Raw genomic sequence first — 20,344 nt, 5'->3', positions numbered from 1 at the left:
TAAACAGTAGTAGGCGCTATGGAGCTAATTCGCGGCATCCACAACATCAGACAGCAGCATCATGGCTGTGCGCTCACCATCGGTAACTTCGATGGGGTGCACTTGGGCCATCAACATGTGCTGGAAAAATTGTTGGAGCAGGCGCGGCTGCGCAAGCTGCCCGCTACGGTGATGGTGTTCGAACCTCAGCCGCTGGAGGTGTTTGCCAAACAGCAAGCACCCGCCCGCCTGACTCGCTTCCGCGAAAAGTATCAGGCGCTTAAAGCGTTGGGCGTTGATCGCATGTTATGCGTCAACTTCAATCCCCAATTTGCCGAGCAAACTGCCGATTACTTTATCGAAGATTTGCTGGTTAAGGGCCTTGGGGTTGAATACCTGGCGGTGGGCGATGATTTTCGCTTTGGCAGAGGACGCAGTGGCGATTTTGCCGCGCTGCAACAAGCTGGTGAGCGTTTCGGATTTACCGTGACCAATAGCCATTCGTTTTGCGTAGAGCAGCGCCGGGTGAGCAGTACCGCGATCCGCGAGCTACTTGCCCATGGCCATTTTGAGGACGCCAAGCAGATGCTGGGGCGTGCCTTTCATTTTAGTGGCCGGGTGGTGCACGGCCAAAAGCTTGGCCGCCAGTTGGGCTTTGCCACCGCCAACCTTAGGTTGGACAGAAAGGTGCCGCCCTTAACCGGTGTTTACGCTGTAAAGGCCGAGCTGCCCGATGGACGAACGTTTCCCGGGGTAGCTAACGTAGGCAAGCGGCCTACCGCAGGGGGAGAACAGCTGCTGCTGGAAACCCACCTGTTCGGTTTCAGTGAGAATTTGTACGGACAATTCCTGCGGGTAGAGCCCCAGCTGAAACTGAGAGATGAAGTTAAATTTCCTTCGCTTGAGGCCTTGAAGGCGCAAGTGGAGCTCGATATCAAACAGGCTAAGTCCTTCTATGGCTTAGCTGAGTGAAACCAAGTGGAATGTTAAATCAATGAGCGACTATAAAGATACTCTGAACTTGCCGGAAACCGCGTTCCCGATGCGCGGTAACCTGGCTCAGCGTGAGCCAGCCATGTTGAAACGTTGGAAGGAAGCTGATCTGTACCAACGAATTCGCGAGGCCAAGCGTGGCAAGAAGAGCTTTATTTTGCACGACGGCCCTCCGTATGCGAACGGCAACATTCACTTGGGCCACGCGGTAAACAAAGTACTCAAAGACATCATCGTTAAATCGAAGACTCTGTCTGACTACGACTCGCCATATATCCCGGGTTGGGACTGTCACGGTCTGCCCATCGAGCTGATGGTTGAGAAAAAGGTCGGTAAGCCCGGTCACAAGGTGACTCCGGCTGAGTTTCGCCAGAAGTGCCGTGATTACGCGACCAAGCAGATCAACGGCCAGCGTGAAGACTTCAAACGTCTGGGCATTCTGGGCGACTGGGAAAATCCCTACCTGACCATGAACTTCGATACCGAAGCCAACATCATTCGCTCATTGGCTAAGATCATCGACAACGGTCACTTGCAGCAAGGCTCTAAGCCGGTTCACTGGTGTACCGACTGTGGTAGCGCCCTGGCAGAAGCCGAGGTGGAGTACGAAGATAAGACCTCTCCGGCCATCGATGTGCGCTTTACTGCCGTCGACGAAGACGCGGTTCTGAGCAAGTTTGAGCACCCAGAAGGCGTGGCTGGTGAAGGCCCAATCTCTGCGGTTATCTGGACGACCACCCCATGGACGCTACCCGCCAACCGTGCGGTCGCCTTTAACGCGCATCTGGAATATGTGCTGGTGCAGATCGAGACCGAAGCAGGTAAAGAGCGCCTGATTCTGGCCCGTGAACTGATGGAAGAGTGTGTAGAGCGCTTTGGCGCAACTCACCATCATGTACTGGGTGATTGCTTGGGCGAAGCACTTGAGAACCTGCGTTTCGCGCACCCGTTCTACAGCTTTGACGTACCGGCTATCTTGGGCGATCACGTAACCACCGATTCAGGTACCGGTGCGGTGCACACTGCCCCGGGCCACGGTCAGGAAGATTTCGCGGTAGGTCAGAAATACGGTCTGGAAGTGGCTAACCCTGTTGGCGACAACGGCGTATACCTGCCTGATACCGAGTTCTTTGCCGGTCAGCACGTGTTCAAAGCCAATGACGCAGTGGTTGAGAAGCTAAAAGAATGCGGCAAGCTGCTGCATCATCACGCTTACCGCCACAGCTACCCACACTGCTGGCGCCACAAAACCCCGATTATCTTCCGTGCTACTCCTCAGTGGTTTGTAAGCATGGAGCAAAACGGTTTGCGCGAGCAAGCACTGGGCGAGATCAAGCAAACCCAGTGGATCCCAGATTGGGGTCAAAGCCGTATCGAAAGCATGGTGGAGAACCGCCCTGACTGGTGTATCTCACGCCAGCGTACTTGGGGTGTGCCGATTGCCCTGTTCGTTGACCGCCAAACCAATGCCTTGCACCCACGCAGCGTAGAGCTGATGGAAGAGGTTGCCAAGCGCGTCGAGAAAGCAGGTATTCAAGCCTGGTTTGATCTGGATGCCAGCGAGCTGCTGGGCGATGAAGCCGAGCAATACCGTAAGGTAGAAGACACGCTGGACGTATGGTTCGACTCTGGCTCGACCCACGCATCGGTTGTGAAAGCCCGTGAAGAGTTCAACGGCAATAGCGCCGATATGTACCTGGAAGGCTCTGACCAACACCGTGGTTGGTTCCAATCGTCGTTGATGATCTCGACTGCGATGACCGGTAAAGCGCCATATAGCCAGGTGCTGACCCACGGCTTCACCGTGGATGCCAACGGTCATAAGTTCTCGAAGTCGCTGGGTAACGGTATTGCGCCACAAGATGTGTGGAACAAGCTGGGCTCTGACATCCTGCGCCTGTGGATTGCCTCGACCAACTACAGCGCTGAGATGACCGTATCGGATGAGATCTTCAAGCGTAGTGCCGATGCCTACCGCCGTATCCGTAACACCTCGCGCTTCTTGCTGGCCAACTTGGCAGGCTTTGACCCAGCAACTGACTTGGTTGAAGCCAGCGATATGGTTGAGCTGGACCGCTGGGTTGTTGGCCGTGCCGCTAGCGTACAGCAAGAGATTGTTGAAGCCTACGAGAGCTACCAGTTCCACGTGGTCTATCAGAAGCTAATGCACTTCTGCTCCATCGAGTTGGGCAGCTTCTACTTGGATATCATTAAAGATCGCCAGTACACCGCTAAAGCCGATGGCCATGCCCGTCGTTCATGTCAGACTGCGCTGTTCCACATCGCTGAAGCGCTGACCCGCTGGATGGCGCCAATCCTGAGCTTTACTGCTGATGAAATCTGGCAGGCTCTGCCGGGTGAGCGTGATGACTTTGTGTTCACCGGTGAGTGGTACCAAGGTCTACAGGCGCTGCCGCAAGATGGCGCGTTTAATGACGAGTTCTGGGCTGACATTATTGCTGTTCGCGATGAAGTGAACAAGCTGCTGGAAGCCGCGCGTAACGATAAGAAGATCGGTAAGGCGCTGGAAGCAGACGTAACTCTGTATCTGGACGAGCAGAAACTGGCTCGCCTAAGTCAGCTTGAAGACGAGCTGCGCTTTGTGCTGCTGACCTCTGAAGCGCGCGTTGCCCCACTAAGTGAAGCGGGCGACGATGCGGTTGCCACCGAGCTGGAAAGCGTGAAGCTGCTAGTTAGTGTTGCCAAAGGCGAGAAGTGTGACCGCTGCTGGCACCACCGCGAAGATGTGGGCTCACATGCGGGTCACGAAGCTATCTGTGGTCGTTGTGTGAGCAACGTAGATGGAGAGGGTGAAGAGCGCCGCTATGCATAACAAGCAGGAAGCATCATCGAGTTTGATTTGGCTTTGGTTGAGCGCGGCTCTGTTCGTGCTCGATCAAGCGACCAAATGGATTGTGGTCGAGAACTTTGCGCTGTACGAGCGCAAAGCCATCACCTCGTTTTTTAATCTGGTCTATGTGCGCAACTACGGCGCCGCGTTTAGCTTTCTCGGTGATGCCGGGGGCTGGCAGCGTTGGCTATTCACCGGTATTGCGCTGGTAGTAAGTGCACTGCTGGTATGGTGGCTGTCGAAAACCCCACGCCAGCAAACCGCGTTGGGGCTTGGCTATGCGCTGATCCTTAGCGGTGCGCTAGGTAACGTGTTGGACCGTATGATGTTTGGATACGTGGTGGATTTCCTCGATTTTTACTGGGGTAGCTACCACTGGCCAGCATTCAACGTGGCCGACTCTGCTATCTGTGTCGGTGCCGGTTTGCTGATTGTTGATGCACTATTTTTGGAGAAGCGACGCAAGGATGAAGATCGCGCAGGGCAGCACGGTTGAGCTGCATTTTGTCATCCGATTAGAAGATGGCTCCATCGCCGAAAACACCCGTAACTATCCAGCACCAGCGAGCCTGGTGCTGGGAGACGGCAGCCTAACAGAAGGCTTTGAAGCCTGCCTCATTGGATTGGAAGCGGGTAACAAGCAAAGCTTTACCTTGCCGCCTGAGCAAGCCTTTGGCAGCGCCAATCCCGATAATGTTCACTACTTTGAGCGTTCCTGGTTTAACGATGGCGCGCCTGCCGAAGTCGGCGCTATCATCGCCTTTAGCCAACCTAATGGGCAAGAGATCCCCGGCATTGTGCGCAGTGTTGAGGGCGATTCGGTCACGGTGGATTTTAATCATCCGCTGGCCGGTCAAACCATCAATTTTGATGTCGAAATTTTGAAAGTGAGTTAACCCCTAAGGAGTGTCCTGTGGAAATCATTCTGGCCAACCCTCGCGGTTTTTGCGCTGGCGTTGATCGTGCCATTTCTATTGTGGAGCGGGCACTGGAGCTATTTGGCGCGCCGATCTACGTACGCCATGAAGTGGTACACAACCGCTATGTGGTCGATGGCCTGCGCGAGCGCGGTGCAGTATTCGTTGATGAGCTCGACGAAGTCCCGGAAAACAGCATCTGCATCTTTAGCGCCCACGGTGTTTCTCAAGCGGTTCGCCAAGAAGCCAAGGCCCGTGAGCTGAAGGTGTTTGACGCCACCTGCCCATTGGTTACCAAAGTACATATGGAAGTGACCCGCGCCAGCCGCAAGGGGATCGAGTGTGTGCTGATTGGCCATCATGGCCATCCAGAAGTCATCGGTACCATGGGCCAGTACGCCAGTGAAGAGGGCGGCATCTACTTGGTGGAGACGGTCGATGACGTGGCCGCCTTACAGGTGAAGAACCCCAGCCAGCTGTTCTATTGCACTCAGACCACCCTCTCAGTGGATGACACCTCGTCGATCATCGATGCCTTGCGAGAGAAGTTCTCCGAGATCCAAGGACCACGTAAAGACGATATCTGCTATGCCACCCAGAACCGCCAAGATGCAGTTAAAGATCTGGCGGAAAAAAGTGATGTGGTGTTGGTGGTGGGCTCGAAGAACTCGTCCAACTCCAACCGCTTGCGCGAGAAAGCTGAGAAGTCTGGCGCTGCGGCATTCTTGGTGGATGGTGCCGACGATATCCAAGCGGATTGGTTCAATGAGCCGTGCCGGGTAGGTGTGACTGCCGGTGCCTCTGCACCAGAAGTACTGGTGCAAGAAGTGGTGTCACAACTGCAGCATATGGGCGGCGTTCGGGTAATCGAAAACCCCGGGCGTGAAGAGAACACTACCTTCGAAGTACCTGCTGAGTTACGCATCAAATAGACGATGCGCGGTAGCACAGATAACCGACAAAGGGGAGCATTGCTCCCCTTTTTGCGCTATAAAAAAAAGATAATGGATTAGTTAGCTCGGGAAAACTATAGCGATATAGTTCGGAATAAGGCTGGGTTGGTAGGGATGCTTATTGTTCGACGTACTCATTCAGCGGGTTTTTCGCTGATTGAGGTGATAGTCACGACCTTTATTGTAGCCGTGGGCTTGCTGGCGATTGTTGCGATGCAAACCATGGCTAAACGTACATCTGTTGAATCTCAGCAGCGCACCGCTGCTTACATCACTGCCAAAGAGATGCTGGAACGGGTTCGCAGCAACAGCATAGCCTGGCAAGCGAACAATCCCGGTATCGTCAAAATCGGCCAAGGCCAAATCGCGCGAACTCGCCCCAACTGCGCCGAGGACAGCGGCCTGATGAGCGCCTGCAGCGCCGCCGACTTGGTCTATGCCGATCTCTACTATTGGGAGTGGGCGCTTAAGTCCAAATCCAGCGCGGGCCAAAGTGCACTGCTCAATGCTACCGCCTGTATACAGCTGCTAAACACCGGCGAGCTAAGCGTGGTGGTTAGCTGGTTATCAAGGCAAGCTTTTACGCAAACCACCCCGACTAATTCCCTTGCCACTAGCTGCGGTAGCAGCTCCGATAAACGTCGTCTGTTGGTACTTGAAACATGGCTAAGTACCTGAGTCAACGCTCACAGACAGGCGCGGTACTGCTTGAATGGATCATCTCCCTGTCCATCGGCCTTTTCATTATCGGTGGCATCACCGGTTTTTTGGCCGCCTCTAAACGTACCACCGAGTCAGGCTTTCATATTGAACAGATGCTGGAGAGCGGCCGTATCGCCACTGAGCTGATTGGCCGCGATCTGCAACTGGCGGGCTTCTTTGGCGAATACACCGGCAACACCATGGTCAGAGGGGCCAGTGTAGATGTGATGGTGGCCGATTTAGCCGCTGATGACGATTGCATTATCGATTGGCTAGGCACGGGTGACGAAGGGTCATTCCCGACAGTATCTGGTCGCTTCAGTGCCTTGTTTGTCGGAACGGTTCGAGAGAACAACTCGCTTAATGGTCAGTATGACTGTGTGGCCGATCGCAGCAATTTGGTTATGGACTCTGATGTTATAGGGATTAAGAGGGTAATTGGTTCTCCAGTGGCAGCGGCAGCAGATATAGAAGGCAATCGCTTTTATTTTGCCGGAAACAGCGTGGTTGCTAGGATATTTGATAGTACAAACAGCGTTGCGAACTGGCCAAGCGAAGCTGCCATGCCGGGCAGGCAAGTCTGGGAGTACCAACATATCGCGTACTACTTGGATGTAAGTCAGCAGTCTGGGCTACCAGTGCTACGTCGCTATCATTTAATTCGGAATGATAGCGGGGTAGGAAAGATTGCGATTGAAGGCAATGGCCCTTTGGTTGAAGGCGTGGAGCGTATCCGGGTGCTGCTGGGCGTGGATACCGATCTGGTGGTCGATGGCATTGTCGATGATTACCTAAGCCCCGATGAGGTAACCCCGCAGCAATGGAGCGAGAACCGAGTGCTGGCGGCCAAGTTGTTTGTGCTGGTGCGCTCATTGACCGAAGACAGCAGCTACGTGAATAACAACAGCTATGAGCTGGGCGATGTCACGGTGGACAGCGGTGGTGATCATTACCGTCGAATGCTGTTTCAGTCGGTGGTATCGCTGCGCAATATGGTGATTCATGGAGGAAGTAGCTAATGAGGCATCGCCAAACTGGAGCCGCACTGTTTGTGGCTTTGATGTTGCTGATGATTCTTTCCGTGCTGGGTGGTGTGATGCTCAGTACGTCAGGCCAGGGCGCCAAGGTGACGGTGGCCATGGGCGAGCGGATCCAATCTGAGCAACGGGTAGAAGGGCAGTTCAATCAACTGGTCGCCCATGGTGATCTGCAGAGCTCGATTGGCTCGATGGCCAGTGGAGATTCTATGGCGGTGTCTGGCTTTGTTGCGGATGCCCAAGGTGACTTGACCCATTCCGTGGACGGTACTTGCTCGCGAAGCTATACCGCCAGCAGTGGCAACGCGATATCAAATTGTCGTTATGTGCGAAGCCAAATTACCGAAAGCTATGGAAAGAACGCCAGCGGTAGTACCTCGTTGGCGGGGGGCATAGAGCAGCCCTTGCTTTAGATGACAAATCCTGAGGTGAGTGATGAGACATTTTAATCTACGAACCGTCGCCGTCAGTACGGTACTGAGTGCAATGACCACATGGTCAGTTCTGGCTGACGATACGGAGTTGTTCATTCTCGATTTTTCAGCCGGTGGCGCTTCAGCGGGAAAAGTCCTGCTGATAATGGATACCTCTGGAAGCATGGGTTGGAACATCACCACCAAGGAAGGCTATAACCAAGACGCTGATGGTAACGTTGACTATCAAAACTATGAAGAGTCGATTAGCTCGCAAAATGCGCTAGATAACGATTTTATTTACTTTGTGGTTGATGGGGTTGATGGTCCCGGCTACGTACCATCGGGAAACAACGAAGACCGGCGTTTTCTCTGGGACATTAATAACTGTGCCGCTTCCTATGAAGCCTTGTCCAAAAATGGGGTCTTTACCGGCTATTTCCGAGAACACCGCTATCATGGCAACACCGGCTCGTGGGATGACGTACGACTTAATAATGGCGCTAACTATACGGTTATTGATTGCATCAATGACTACGACTTGGAGACTGACGCAGACGGCAATTTATTGAAAGATGGCCTGCCATACTCGTTCACAGTGAAGCTGCAAAACGACGCCGGTGAATTTTACGACAAGTTGGTTGATACGATTAATCCCGGCCGATATCGCGTTAACAACAATAACTACGCTGACGCTGAACAGGGCTTTCCTATCAACGGTGCGAGTAAAAATGCCGATGACTTCTATACCCTAGACAAAGATCTAGCTGAATCTACGACCCGTGATAGCTTCGATGATGGCTATCTGATAACCATGTACACCGCCAACTACTTGCGTTGGTACCACTACTCGGAAGATACCGTGGTGCGCAGTCGTATGGAGGTGGCCAGAGAGGCGCTGGCGAATGCCTTGAGCACTATTAGTGGCGTCGACTTTGGCATGATGATGTTTAACAACAATAGCTCGAATGGCAGCAACGACGGCGGGCGAGTCATTCAGGCCTTGAGTTCCGATACTACCTCGGCAGATATGATTACCACTGCCAATTCGCTCCCCACCGATGGCTGGACGCCATTATCTGAGACACTGTTAGAGGCCAAGCGCTACTTGGGTGGCGAGGCCATTGTTTATGGCAACAACGACACTTCTAGCAACCCCAAAGCGGATAAGGATGCAGAGTCGGGTAACGATTATTTGTCGCCTTTTGGAAATACCTGCGATGATGTGGTTAACATCATCTATGTCACTGATGGAACGCCGACCCGCGATACCCATGCCGACTCCACCATTAAGGCCTTGCCGATTAACACAGACGGCGTGAGTGGTTGCGCGGCCGACGCTAGCACCGTTAGCGATTGTAGCTGGGGCGGCTCGACCAGTTTTGGTGGCGGCTCAACCTACCTTCCGGCGCTCACCAGTTGGATGTATACCAATGATGTGAATGCGAACTTGGCAGGCAGGCAATACGCTAAGACCTCCACCATTGGCTTTGGTGAAGACGTGCTCAGCGGCGGTTCTGCCATGCTGACTACCGCGGCGACCCAAGGTGGGGGAAGCTTCTACGCTGCGGAAGATGGTGTTCAGCTAGAGCAAGCGATCAGACAGGCGTTGATTGCGGTGTATGAAGAAACCTCCTCTTTGGTATCGCCCGCGGTAACCAGTAATAACTTCGATCGAACACAAACCCTTAATCGTGTTTACTACGCGATGTTCAAACCTAGCCTCAACCAGCGTTGGTCGGGGAACCTGAAAAAGCTTGAGCTATCACCCAATGGATACATGGCCGATCAGTTTGGAAAACCGGCGATCTCCGATGATGGCTCAATTATTGGGGAAGCCACCACCTTTTGGTCATCGACCAAGGATGGCAATGATGTCGAGCTGGGGGGGGTAAGAGAAATGCTCTCAGCGAAAAGTAGTCGCAATGTGCTGTTTGATCTGAATGCTAGTGGCTTGCTGAGTGAGTTCACCCAGTCAAACCTGGAAAGCAAGGCCGGTTCAACGGCTCTTTTGGCTGATCACTTAGGCGTGTCTGAGTCTGATTTAAGTGATCACCTGGACTGGATTGTCGGCAGTGACGTTGATGATGATGATAGTGACGATAGCACCACTATTCGTCCCGATATCATGGGTGACCCGCTGCATTCTCGTCCTCTTGTGATCAACTTTGGCCTGAAGAGCGGTGCGGCTAGCGATAGCACCGACCCCGATGACATGGACATTCGTATCTTGGTTGGGACCAATGGCGGAGCTATGCACATGTTCGCCGATAACGGCGATACGGTGGATGAAAGCTGGGCGTTTATGCCATATAGCTTGTTGGCCCGACAACAGCAGCGGCGCAGAAATGAGCAGAGCACTAACCATATCTACACTGTCGATGGTACGCCCACCGTGTTCTTACTCGATAAAGATGGTGATGGTAAATACTTGAGTGCCGGTGACAAAGTGCTGGTGTTTTTCGGGTTGCGGCGGGGTGGTGATGCCTACTACGGCTTGGACATTACCACCCCGGACTCTCCGAAGCTGCTCTGGAAGATTGATAGCAGTAGCACCGGGTTCAGTGAACTAGGCCAAACCTGGTCCATGCCTGTCACAGGGTATGTTCCCGGGTATGCCGATCCGGTAGTGATCTTTGCCGCTGGCTATGACATCAATCAGGATGCGACAACTCCGAATGCCGCTGATAGCAGAGGAAGGGGCGTGTTTATTGTCAATGCCTACACAGGTGCATTGGTTTGGTCGTTAACTAACAACGATGACACGCGTTTGACGCACTCTATTCCTGCGGCAGTGGCCACCCTAGATAGCAACAGCGATGGTGCCATTGACCGTTTGTACTTTGGCGATACCGGAGGCCGAGCCTGGCGCGTAGACCTCTACTCTTCCGATAAAGAAAAGTGGGCGCTATCGGCATTAGCTGATATTAGCGATGCTACTCAGGTTACCGAACGGCGCAAATTCTTCACGCAGCCAGTGGTGGTGAGAACCTTCCTAAGGAAGCTCTCAGAGGTAACGACTGGTAGCGGAGAGAGTCAGGTTACAGTGGTTGACTCCCAACAGGTGCCTTTTGATGCGGTGCTTATGGGAACTGGCGATCGCAGTAAGCCGGTCACCGACAAAGGCAGTGATGGTGTGAATAACTACTTCTTTATGTTCCGTGACTACAACGTTTCTTCGATGGATGTCGCTAGCTTGAGTAATGCGCCACAGGCGATCACCATCGATGAGCTCTACGATATCACCAACGACCCGATTGGCTCAGCCTCCACCGAAGCTGCCCAGCAGACTCAGCTAATCGCGCTCGGTGCGGCGAAAGGCTGGGTACATGGATTGGCGGGCGATGGTGAGAAATCCTTGGGCTCTGCGCTGGTATTGGCAGGCGATGTGTACTTTACTTCTTTCCTTCCCGGCGCGGTTGATTCGGCCAACTGCTCAATCCCCAGTATTGGTACTGGGCGAACCTATCTGGTGAACATGCACACCGGTACCAGCATTCATCAGCAACGCTACTTTGAGGTGCTCAACAAGGTGCCTGATGATTTGATTATTCACTCGGGCGAGGATGCTAGCGGCGAGTCGGTGATCCGTGTATTTGGCGGTGACCCGGGTGAAGACTTAGTCTACGACGATGAAGACCCCGACCAAGAGCATGGCTGTGAGCAGCAAGGGGAATGCAAGGAAGGCTCGCGAGTTGATGATATGAACATGCGTCCGCAGCAGATCTATTTTTACTTTGAGGAGGGCTAGTGAAGCCAGCAGTAACGGGCTTTAGCCTGATTGAGTTAATGATTAGCGTGGCGATAGTGGCCATCTTAGCCACCGTCGCCTATCCGTCCTACACCAGCTATGTGCTGGAGTCGCGGAGGGGAGAGTCGTGGGAGGCGCTGGCTGAGGTGAGTTTGCTTCAAGAGCAGTACTATTTAGATAACGGCAGCTACGCTACCACATTGGTTGCGTTGGGGCTGGCGGCCAGTGGCGAGACCTCGTTTAGCACCGACAATGGCCATTACAGTGTGACTTTGAGCGCCGCCTCTGCCGATGCATTTACCGTTACTGCTACCGCGCAAGGCGTGCAGCTCAACGACAAGTCCTGTAAATCGATCAGTTACAGCAGTATCGGGGCTAAAACCGCAGTGGATTCAGAGGGGAGTAGCAGCAATGAATGCTGGTAGCAAAATGATGATCGTTGTCGGGCCGTTTCTATTTGCCTCGGTAAGCGTTGCACAGCAGCAAGATATCGCCTGTCATCTAAGTTGGTCTGACGCGAGTGAGAATGTGGTGTTGGCAGCGCCAGAGTTGCAGTTACGCAGTGGCGAGGACTATCTCGATGTGGCGACAGCATTAATGCGAGAGCGATACAGCGTAGCGAGTAGCTGGACAGAGCAACACGGTGCGCTCGTCGACTTGGAGTGTGTTCGCTATGGACAACGCTTTAGTTCTGCTGAGGGGCGGGCCTTGTTCGATGAGCTGGCGCATTAGCTAGCCTAAATTGGGCAGCTCGTAGTTTCACTATCTAAAGCAAAGCGAACACTGCCCCCTCTGGACACAATGATGCCACTTACATAATTGCTATCGTTTGAGCAAAAATAGAGGCTGCCATTTTGACCTGTGATCATCCCTTCGGGTGTGAAGCGGAAAGCGGTGGTATTAAGTTTAACTTTTCCGGTCCCGTAGCTCTCAGCGACTTGCAATACTTCTTCGCCTACATCCAGAGCTTGATTATTGTTGCTATCGATAAAGATCGTGAGACCGTCTGTAGCACTGCCGCCACACTTGTTGTCGCTGTCTAGCGCGCATATCACCACGGTTTGGCTCAAGTCTATCGCTTGGCTGCGGGCAAAGCGCACTTCACGCATCAGGCGGTTGCGGGTGGCTTCAGCAGAGATTGAGGCATGGAACTGTGTCATCGCAGGGACACCAATCCCGAGCAGGATGGCGGCGAGGGCAACGGTGATCAATAGCTCCATTAAGGTGAAGCCTGCGTTTTCTACTCTTTTCACAACAACTCACATAAGTGTTTGTTTCGCAACTATGCTTAGCTTACAGTATTAGTATTTTCAGAATCAGCGATTTAAGCAAGTACGAGGGATCAAGTCATGAAACAAGTAACCGCAATTATCAAGCCGTTCAAGATGGATGATGTGCGAGAGGCCTTGGCTGAAATCGGTATTACAGGTATGACAGTTACCGAGGTCAAGGGATTTGGTCGTCAGAAAGGTCATACTGAGCTGTACCGCGGCGCAGAGTATAAGGTGGATTTTCTGCCTAAGATGAAGCTTGAGTTGGTTGTGCAGGCCGACGACTTGGAGCGCTGCATCGATGCTATCGTCCAGACCGCGCAAACCGGCAAGATTGGCGATGGTAAAATCTTTGTTCGCGATGTCGACCGTGTGATTCGTATCCGCACCGGCGAAGAGAACGAAGACGCGATATAATCGATATCTGATAAGTAAAAAAGCGAGCTTTGAGCTCGCTTTTTTTGTCAGTCTAGTTGCCGTTTCTTAGATTAATTTACCGCTTCAACCCGGGCTGCCTGCTCGGCTAAATCATCAACACCTAAAGCGGTGTAGCCTTGCTGCATGACAACCAGTGCATCACGGGCTGCTTGCGTGTCGGGGAAGCGCTCAACAATGTATTTCGCACGGTTAACGGCACCGATATAGGCTTCTCGCTTGATGTAGTAGCGGGCTACTGCCAGTTCATGGCGGGCCAGGTTATTTTTCAGGAATACCATGCGTGCACGAGCGTCTGCTGCGTAGTCGCTGTTCGGGTAGCGCTTAAGCAGGGTGCCGAAATCGCGAAAAGCTTGCTGGCTAAAGCTTGGGTCACGGTCGTAGCGATCTACGCGAACGACGCTTTGGAATAGGTTGTAATCGGCCGCCATATTGGCAAGACCGCGCATGTAGTACACATAATCCAAATCGCTATGGGTTGGATTGTTACGCAGGAAGCGATCAATATTTGCTAGTGCTTTGGGCGTCTCATTCAGTTTGTAGTAAACGTAAATAAGGTCGAGCTGCACTTGAGTGGTGTAAGGGCCGAAGGGGAAGCGGGTATCCAATGCTTCCAAAAGCTCAGAGGCTTCGCCGAAGTTACCCAAATTGATAGCGGTTTGGCTTTCTGAATAAAGCTCAGAAGCTGGCTTGTCTGGAACCGTGGGTTTATCCGCCTTGTTTGACGAGCAGCCAAAAATAAATGCACTGGTAAACAACACCAATAGGGCTCGCTTCAATACTTGCATGTTGGGGTAAGCTTCTCTTGTAATGTTAAATCGAAGAATAAGTCTGCAAAGAGTCGCCAGCGTGAGCTGTATCTTCCTGATTACGGACTCCGTTAAATTGACGCCACAGTATCCTTCAAGGAGCCGCACAGGTCAATTGTATGCCTCGCCAGCGTCTAAAAACGCCGACTCGCTAACTGTGACCACAATTCCTTAGCAAAATTCACTATGCTTTGAGCGAAGAAGGTATAAAATACCCGGTTTTTTCCAGCCCGAAGGTATAAACATGAGCCAAGCCCTAGAATTACAAGCCGTGGTCGATGAGCAACTCACCGGTTGTCGCTTAGATCAGGCGTTGGCCAATCTGTTTCCTGACTACTCCCGCTCACGTATTAAAGAGTGGATCTTGGAAGGTCAGGTGAAACTCGATGGCGAAGTGGTCACCAAACCCCGCGAAAAGGTGTCCGAAGGTGCCGAAGTGGAAGTATCCACCGTGCTGGAAGACGTGGTCGAAGCCCAAGGTGAAGACATCGAGCTGGATATTGTTTATGAAGACGACGATATCTTGGTGATCAACAAGCCTGCAGAGCTGGTGGTTCATCCCGGTGCGGGTAACCCGAGCGGTACCGTGCTTAATGCCTTGCTGCATCGCTATCCTGAGATTGCCGAAGTGCCACGCGCCGGTATTGTTCACCGCCTCGATAAAGACACCACCGGTCTGATGGTAATCGCCAAGACGGTACCTGCACAGACTCATCTGGTCGAAGCGCTGCAAGCGCGCGAGATTACCCGTGAGTACGAAGCCTTAGTCACCGGGATTATGACCGCCGGCGGTTTGGTTGATCAGCCGATTGGCCGTCATCCGCAAAAACGCACCCACATGGCGGTGATCGAAACAGGCCGTCCTTCAGTGACCCACTACCGCGTTGCCGAAAAGTTCCGTCAGCACACCCGTATCCGTCTGCGTCTGGAAAGTGGTCGTACCCACCAGATCCGCGTGCACATGGCGCACATTGGCCACTCGCTGATTGGCGATCAGACATATGGTCGTCTGCGTCTGCCAAAAGCGGCCAGCCCAGATTTTGTAGCGGCGCTACGTGGCTTTAGACGCCAAGCACTGCATGCGGTGATGCTACGTTTGCAGCATCCGATTAGCGGTGAGATGATGGAGTGGAGCGCGCCGGTGCCTGACGATATGCAGGCTATGACCAAACAGCTGCGCAAAGACCTGGAACTCAACGGACCGGAATAGCCATGGCGGTACTTATCCCCGACTGGCCAGCACCCGCTGGCGTAACCGCGATCTATAGCGATCGCCTGCAAGGCAATAGCAAAGGTGTCTACCACAGCTATAACCTTGGCGACCATGTTGGGGATTCGACTGCTGACGTTGCATCAAATCGCGAGCACTTCTCCTCGCACCTTCCCGCTTCACCGTGCTGGCTCAATCAGGTGCATAGCACGGTAGTGGTCAATGCCGCTGAGCAATCAGCTATCCCTGATGCCGATGCAAGCATTGATCGAAGCGGCCAACGCAGCTGTGTCGTCATGACCGCCGATTGCCTGCCCGTGCTGCTGTGCGATCGACATGCTACTGTGGTTGCTGCTGCTCACGCGGGCTGGCGCGGACTGGTGAATGGGGTATTGGAGAACACGGTGGCTGCAATGCGCTGCCAACCGGAAGAGCTGTTGGTATGGCTAGGCCCAGCGATTGGCCCCGAGGCCTTCGAAGTGGGCGCTGAGGTCAGAGAACAGTTCGTTAATCATAGTGCGGATGCTGCTGAAGCCTTCACCGCTGGCGAGCCAGGAAAGTACTTCGCCAATATCCAGCTACTGGCTCGGCAACGCCTGCAAGCATTAGGCATCACCGCAATCTACGCCAATCAAGAATGTACCGTCCGTCACAGCGAAGAATACTTCTCCTATCGACGCGACGGTCAAACCGGCCGGATGGCGGCCGCGATCTCTCTCACAGCTATTCGTTAGGTTGAAGTTGGCATTGCGATAATGCCTTGAAATTAGCCGCCAATGCTCCCATCTATGTATCAACACAATGCGTTATGGGAGTCGAATCATGCGACTGGACAGATTCACTACAAAATTCCAACTGGCAATCTCTGACGCCCAGTCTTTAGCGCTGGGGCGAGACCATCAATATATCGAGCCCGCCCACCTGATGACCTCCATGCTCAATCAGGATGCAGGGTCACTGCGCCCACTATTGCTTGACGTCGGCGTCGAAGTCAGCGCGCTGCGCTCGCAGTTATCACAGGCGCTGGAGAGTATTCCGCGGGTCGAAGGCACTGGCGGCGATGTTCAACTATCCAATCAACTGGTCGTGCTGCTCAACCTCTGCGACAAGCTCGCGCAAAAGCGCAAAGACAAGTTCATCTCGTCTGAGATCTTCTTGCTGGCCGCGCTTGAAGACAAAGGTGCGCTCGGCGATATCCTGCGCTCCATGGGCGTAGATAAAGGCAAGCTAGAGAAAGCCATCGACAAGGTACGTGGTGGCCAGAACGTGGATGAGCAAAACGCCGAAGATCAGCGCCAAGCGCTGGAGAAGTTCACCATCGATCTGACTGAGCGTGCCGAGCAAGGTAAGCTCGATCCGGTCATCGGCCGTGATGACGAGATCCGCCGCACCGTGCAAGTGTTGCAGCGCCGTACCAAGAACAACCCGGTGTTAATCGGTGAACCCGGTGTCGGTAAAACCGCCATCGCCGAGGGCTTGGCCCAGCGGATTATCAACCACGAAGTACCGGAAGGGTTAAAGAACAAACGGGTATTATCGCTGGATATGGGCGCACTGGTTGCCGGCGCTAAGTACCGCGGTGAGTTTGAAGAGCGCCTTAAAGCGGTACTGAACGAGCTGGCTAAAGAAGAAGGCCAGGTCATCTTGTTTATCGATGAGCTGCATACCATGGTCGGCGCCGGTAAAGGTGAAGGCGCGATGGATGCAGGCAATATGCTTAAACCCGCTCTCGCGCGTGGTGAGCTGCATTGCGTTGGCGCGACCACCTTGGATGAATACCGACAGTTCATTGAGAAAGATGCTGCGCTAGAGCGCCGCTTCCAAAAAGTGCTGGTGGAAGAGCCCAATGTGGAAGATACCATTGCGATCTTACGTGGCCTTAAAGAGCGTTATGAGCTGCACCACTCGGTAGAGATCACCGATCCCGCCATTGTAGCCGCTGCCGGATTGTCGCATCGCTACATCTCCGATAGGCAGCTGCCTGATAAAGCTATCGACCTTATCGACGAGGCCGCGTCGAGCATTCGTCTACAGATTGACTCCAAACCCGAGGCCTTAGATAAGCTCGAGCGCCGCATCATTCAGCTCAAGCTGGAGCAGCAAGCGATGCAAAAAGAGTCGGACGAGGCCAGCCGCAAGCGCTTGGAGCTACTGGAAGACGAACTGGGCGACAAAGAACGCCAGTTCTCCGAGCTGGAAGAGGTTTGGAAAGCCGAAAAGGCTGCGCTTTCTGGCACCCAGCATATTAAGGCCGACTTAGAGCAGGCTCGCTTAGATATGGATGTAGCCCGCCGCGCGGGCGATCTCAACCGGATGTCAGAGCTGCAATATGGCCGTATCCCCGAGTTAGAGCGCCAGCTCGATTTGGCTAGCCAGGCTGAAATGCAGGACATGAGTCTGCTGCGTAACAAAGTCACCGACAGCGAGATTGCCGAAGTGTTGTCGCGTTGGACCGGTATTCCGGTAAATCGCATGCTCGAAGGTGAGCGCGATAAACTACTACGAATGGAGCAGCAGCTGCACGATCGGGTTATCGGCCAAAGCGAAGCCGTGGAAGCGGTATCCAATGCGATTCGCCGCAGCCGTGCTGGGCTGTCCGATCCGAACCGTCCGATTGGCTCGTTTCTGTTCCTTGGTCCAACTGGCGTAGGTAAAACCGAGCTATGTAAAGCACTGGCAGAGTTTATGTTCGACAGTGACGACGCCATGGTGCGCATCGATATGTCGGAATTTATGGAGAAGCACTCGGTCGCGCGCTTGGTCGGGGCACCTCCCGGCTATGTGGGCTATGAGGAAGGCGGCTATCTGACCGAAGCGGTACGGCGCAAACCTTACTCGGTGATCCTGCTCGACGAAGTCGAAAAAGCCCATCCCGACGTGTTTAACATCCTGCTGCAGGTACTTGATGACGGTAGACTGACCGATGGCCAAGGGCGGACCGTGGATTTTCGCAATAGCGTGATCATCATGACCTCTAACCTCGGCTCTGATGTGATCCAAGAGGGGCATGGCGAGATGGAGTATGATTCCATCAAAGCGACCTTGATGGGGATCCTCTCTACCCAATTCCGCCCGGAATTTATCAACCGTATCGATGAAACGGTGGTGTTCCATCCGCTGGCCCAGCAGCATATCTGCAAGATTGCGGAGATACAGATCCAACGCCTGGTGCCAAGGCTGGAAGAGAAGGGCTATCGCCTCAAGGTTGACCAAGCTGCGCTAGAGAAGTTGGCAGAAGCTGGCTTTGATCCAGTGTTTGGCGCGCGTCCGCTCAAACGGACGATTCAGCAGGAGTTGGAGAATCCTCTTGCCCACGCCATCTTGGCGGGTAAGGTGCAGCCGGGTATGGGGATATCTGTTAGTGCAGAGCGTGGCCGATTGATCTTCAACCCGATGAACTAATGGTGCCTATCACCTGATTGCTTGCGCTGCAGTTGCTGTTGCTGACGTAACGCACTGTAGCGCTGCTGTTGTTCTTCGTTCAAACAAGCACGGATCTGCGACTCTTTATCGCGTACCAGTGCTCGCATCGCCTTCCACATAGACTTCCGGTCTTGCTCTGAGGCAAACAGTTCATCCATTTGTTGCTCGTAGTTGGCATCGAGGTTTTGTAGCTTGCGGTACTGCTCGGGATTCAATTGCAGGTACTGCAGCAGCGCTTCCGTATCCATGTTCACTCCATTGTGCTGCAGGCGGTGTCTTGCTGTATTTAAGCTATAGTCTATTTCCATCTACTTGCCATTCCATCAGCTACCAAGCCTTTGGGGCTTGTGATATGTTGTGCGGCTAAGTTGTAACTATAGGTTCAGGTATATCATGACCGAGCAAAAAGTGAGTGATGGCGCGAAACAGAAGGGGATTTACTTCCTTCCTAATCTGTTTACTACCGCCGGACTATTTTCAGGATTCTATGCAGTAGTGGCCTCAATGAACGGACAGTTCGAAGCGGCGGCAATTGCTATCTTCGTCGCGATGGTTTTCGACGGCGTCGATGGGAGAGTGGCTCGTTTAACTGGAACCGAGAGTGCCTTTGGTGCCGAGTATGACTCCATGGCCGATATGGTCAGCTTCGGTATTGCACCGGCGCTGGTGGTATACAACTGGGCGCTCAGCGACTTCGGTAAGATTGGCTGGTTGGCTGCCTTTATCTATACCGTAGGTGCAGCGCTGCGTTTAGCGCGCTTCAACACCCAGGTGGGTATTGCTGATAAACGTTTCTTCCAAGGCCTGGCGAGCCCGGCCGCAGCGGCGGTAGTTGCGGGTATGGTGTGGTTTGCGCAAGACCTGGATGTTGCCGGTAACAACTTCAACGTTGTGGCTTGGGTGGTCACCGTGCTTGCCGGTCTGCTGATGGTGTCTAACTTCCGTTACTACAGCTTTAAAGGTATCGACCTTAAAGGCAAGGTACCGTTTATCGTGGTACTGCTGATGGTCGTGGTGTTTGTCATCATTGCGCTTAAGCCACCGCTGGTCCTGTTTACTCTGTTCTTGGTATACACCCTATCGGGTCCTATCTACACCATCCGCACCGTCAACAAGCTCAAATTCGAGCATGTGATGGGTGACGAGCCTGAAGATATGGAAGATCTCGATAGCTGTGCCAAAGGTGCCAGCAAAGCGCCTGTTTCAAGCGATGAATCAGCGCAAACCGCCACCACCGAGAGCAAAGCAGAAGAAAATAAGCCTGAATAGGCTTATTTCTGTACTATTTGGACGTATATTTCATTTATTTAAAATTATTTGAAATTTACTGTTGACGAAACAAACCCACGCCCTATAATGCGCCACCACTGACACGGCACGGCGCAACAGGGTTTGCGGTGAAAGCGGGTCAGGGTTGAGAGGCTGGAAACAGCACTCGCAACCACCGGTCAAAAACTTCAAAAAAGGGCTTGACTGGGAATGAGGAAAGCGTAGAATGCGCACCTCGCTTCGGTAACGAAGCAACGTTCTTTAACAAGTTATCAAGCAATCTGTGTGGGCACTCACGAGATGTGAAGCGACAAAAAATTCGCTTCAAATT

19 protein-coding genes are annotated in these 20,344 nt (G+C 53.2%); 16 read left to right on the top strand and 3 right to left on the bottom strand.

Translation table 11 applies throughout. The features are described 5' to 3' along the window. Window positions 1-18: 18 nt before the first annotated feature. From ribF to G462_RS0102905, 11 genes are all read left to right on the top strand, one after another. Window positions 19-951, top strand: coding sequence for a bifunctional riboflavin kinase/FAD synthetase (gene ribF, locus G462_RS0102955; RefSeq protein WP_026957658.1), 933 nt, complete (start codon window positions 19-21; stop codon window positions 949-951). Between the two features lie 22 nt (window positions 952-973). Beyond that, window positions 974-3,805 (top strand): isoleucine--tRNA ligase, encoded by a 2,832-nt coding sequence (ileS, locus tag G462_RS0102950; protein ID WP_026957657.1) that lies wholly within the window; start codon window positions 974-976, stop codon window positions 3,803-3,805. After that, the gene (lspA, locus tag G462_RS0102945; protein WP_026957656.1) at window positions 3,798-4,319 is read left to right on the top strand and encodes a signal peptidase II; all 522 of its coding nucleotides are present in this window, start codon (window positions 3,798-3,800) and stop codon (window positions 4,317-4,319) included. Before ileS ends, lspA begins: the two co-directional genes overlap by 8 nt. Continuing rightward, entirely contained in the window at window positions 4,291-4,719 is a 429-nt protein-coding gene (gene fkpB / locus G462_RS0102940; protein ID WP_026957655.1) for an FKBP-type peptidyl-prolyl cis-trans isomerase, read from the top strand. The genes lspA and fkpB overlap by 29 nt, the downstream gene beginning before the upstream one ends. Window positions 4,720-4,736: 17 nt before the next feature. Further along, on the top strand, window positions 4,737-5,672 hold the full coding sequence (gene ispH / locus G462_RS0102935) for a 4-hydroxy-3-methylbut-2-enyl diphosphate reductase (protein ID WP_026957654.1): 936 nt from the start codon (window positions 4,737-4,739) through the stop codon (window positions 5,670-5,672). A 135-nt stretch (window positions 5,673-5,807) separates the two neighbouring features. Further along, window positions 5,808-6,371 (top strand): type IV pilus modification protein PilV, encoded by a 564-nt coding sequence (gene pilV, locus G462_RS21580; RefSeq protein ID WP_051326490.1) that lies wholly within the window; start codon window positions 5,808-5,810, stop codon window positions 6,369-6,371. Continuing rightward, on the top strand, window positions 6,356-7,414 hold the full coding sequence (locus tag G462_RS0102925; protein WP_051326489.1) for a PilW family protein: 1,059 nt from the start codon (window positions 6,356-6,358) through the stop codon (window positions 7,412-7,414). The genes pilV and G462_RS0102925 overlap by 16 nt, the downstream gene beginning before the upstream one ends. After that, window positions 7,414-7,845: a hypothetical protein gene (locus G462_RS0102920; RefSeq protein ID WP_026957652.1), complete on the top strand. Its 432-nt coding sequence runs from the start codon at window positions 7,414-7,416 to the stop codon at window positions 7,843-7,845. The genes G462_RS0102925 and G462_RS0102920 overlap by 1 nt, the downstream gene beginning before the upstream one ends. A 22-nt stretch (window positions 7,846-7,867) precedes the next feature. After that, window positions 7,868-11,596, top strand: a complete 3,729-nt coding sequence (locus tag G462_RS0102915; protein ID WP_084404904.1) for a pilus assembly protein — start codon at window positions 7,868-7,870, stop codon at window positions 11,594-11,596. Beyond that, a complete protein-coding gene (locus G462_RS0102910; protein ID WP_026957650.1) occupies window positions 11,596-12,021 on the top strand; it encodes a type IV pilin protein in 426 nt (141 codons plus the stop codon). Before G462_RS0102915 ends, G462_RS0102910 begins: the two co-directional genes overlap by 1 nt. Beyond that, window positions 12,008-12,328, top strand: a complete 321-nt coding sequence (locus G462_RS0102905) for a hypothetical protein (protein WP_026957649.1) — start codon at window positions 12,008-12,010, stop codon at window positions 12,326-12,328. The genes G462_RS0102910 and G462_RS0102905 overlap by 14 nt, the downstream gene beginning before the upstream one ends. A gap of 5 nt (window positions 12,329-12,333) precedes the next feature. Here the strand turns inward: G462_RS0102905 and G462_RS23745 are convergent, their stop codons facing one another. Continuing rightward, window positions 12,334-12,849 carry a GspH/FimT family pseudopilin gene (locus tag G462_RS23745; RefSeq protein WP_157378538.1) on the bottom strand — a complete coding sequence of 172 codons (516 nt, stop codon included), beginning with the start codon at window positions 12,847-12,849 and terminating at the stop codon, window positions 12,334-12,336. Between the two features lie 96 nt (window positions 12,850-12,945). Here G462_RS23745 and G462_RS0102895 point away from each other — a divergent pair, with 96 nt between their 5' ends. After that, the gene (locus G462_RS0102895) at window positions 12,946-13,284 is read left to right on the top strand and encodes a P-II family nitrogen regulator (protein WP_026957648.1); all 339 of its coding nucleotides are present in this window, start codon (window positions 12,946-12,948) and stop codon (window positions 13,282-13,284) included. Window positions 13,285-13,355: 71 nt separating this feature from the next. On the opposite strand, the gene G462_RS0102890 is transcribed toward G462_RS0102895, so the two are convergent. Further along, complete coding sequence (locus tag G462_RS0102890) at window positions 13,356-14,090, bottom strand: outer membrane protein assembly factor BamD (protein ID WP_035476603.1); 735 nt, start codon at window positions 14,088-14,090, stop codon at window positions 13,356-13,358. Window positions 14,091-14,355: 265 nt separating this feature from the next. On the opposite strand from G462_RS0102890, the gene rluD reads away from it, so the two are divergent. The 3 genes from rluD to clpB all read left to right on the top strand — a co-directional run bounded on the left by rluD (window position 14,356) and on the right by clpB (window position 18,723). Then, window positions 14,356-15,321: a 23S rRNA pseudouridine(1911/1915/1917) synthase RluD gene (gene rluD, locus G462_RS0102885; protein ID WP_026957646.1), complete on the top strand. Its 966-nt coding sequence runs from the start codon at window positions 14,356-14,358 to the stop codon at window positions 15,319-15,321. A 2-nt stretch (window positions 15,322-15,323) separates the two neighbouring features. Then, a complete protein-coding gene (pgeF, locus tag G462_RS0102880; RefSeq protein WP_026957645.1) occupies window positions 15,324-16,055 on the top strand; it encodes a peptidoglycan editing factor PgeF in 732 nt (243 codons plus the stop codon). 88 nt (window positions 16,056-16,143) lie between these two features. Then, entirely contained in the window at window positions 16,144-18,723 is a 2,580-nt protein-coding gene (gene clpB, locus G462_RS0102875; protein WP_026957644.1) for an ATP-dependent chaperone ClpB, read from the top strand. Here the strand turns inward: clpB and G462_RS0102870 are convergent. Beyond that, a complete protein-coding gene (locus tag G462_RS0102870; protein ID WP_026957643.1) occupies window positions 18,720-18,992 on the bottom strand; it encodes a hypothetical protein in 273 nt (90 codons plus the stop codon). The two genes, clpB and G462_RS0102870, sit on opposite strands and share 4 nt — an antisense overlap. 145 nt (window positions 18,993-19,137) lie before the next feature. Between G462_RS0102870 and pssA the strand changes: the two genes are divergently transcribed. Beyond that, entirely contained in the window at window positions 19,138-20,013 is an 876-nt protein-coding gene (pssA, locus tag G462_RS0102865) for a CDP-diacylglycerol--serine O-phosphatidyltransferase (protein ID WP_026957642.1), read from the top strand. The last annotated feature ends 331 nt before the right edge of the window (window positions 20,014-20,344 follow it).

Source organism: Aliagarivorans taiwanensis DSM 22990 (assembly GCF_000429505.1).
GTDB lineage: Bacteria > Pseudomonadota > Gammaproteobacteria > Enterobacterales > Celerinatantimonadaceae > Aliagarivorans > Aliagarivorans taiwanensis.
The sequence above is the reverse complement of the archived record's forward strand: the minus strand, read 5'-3'. Positions and strand labels throughout refer to the sequence as shown.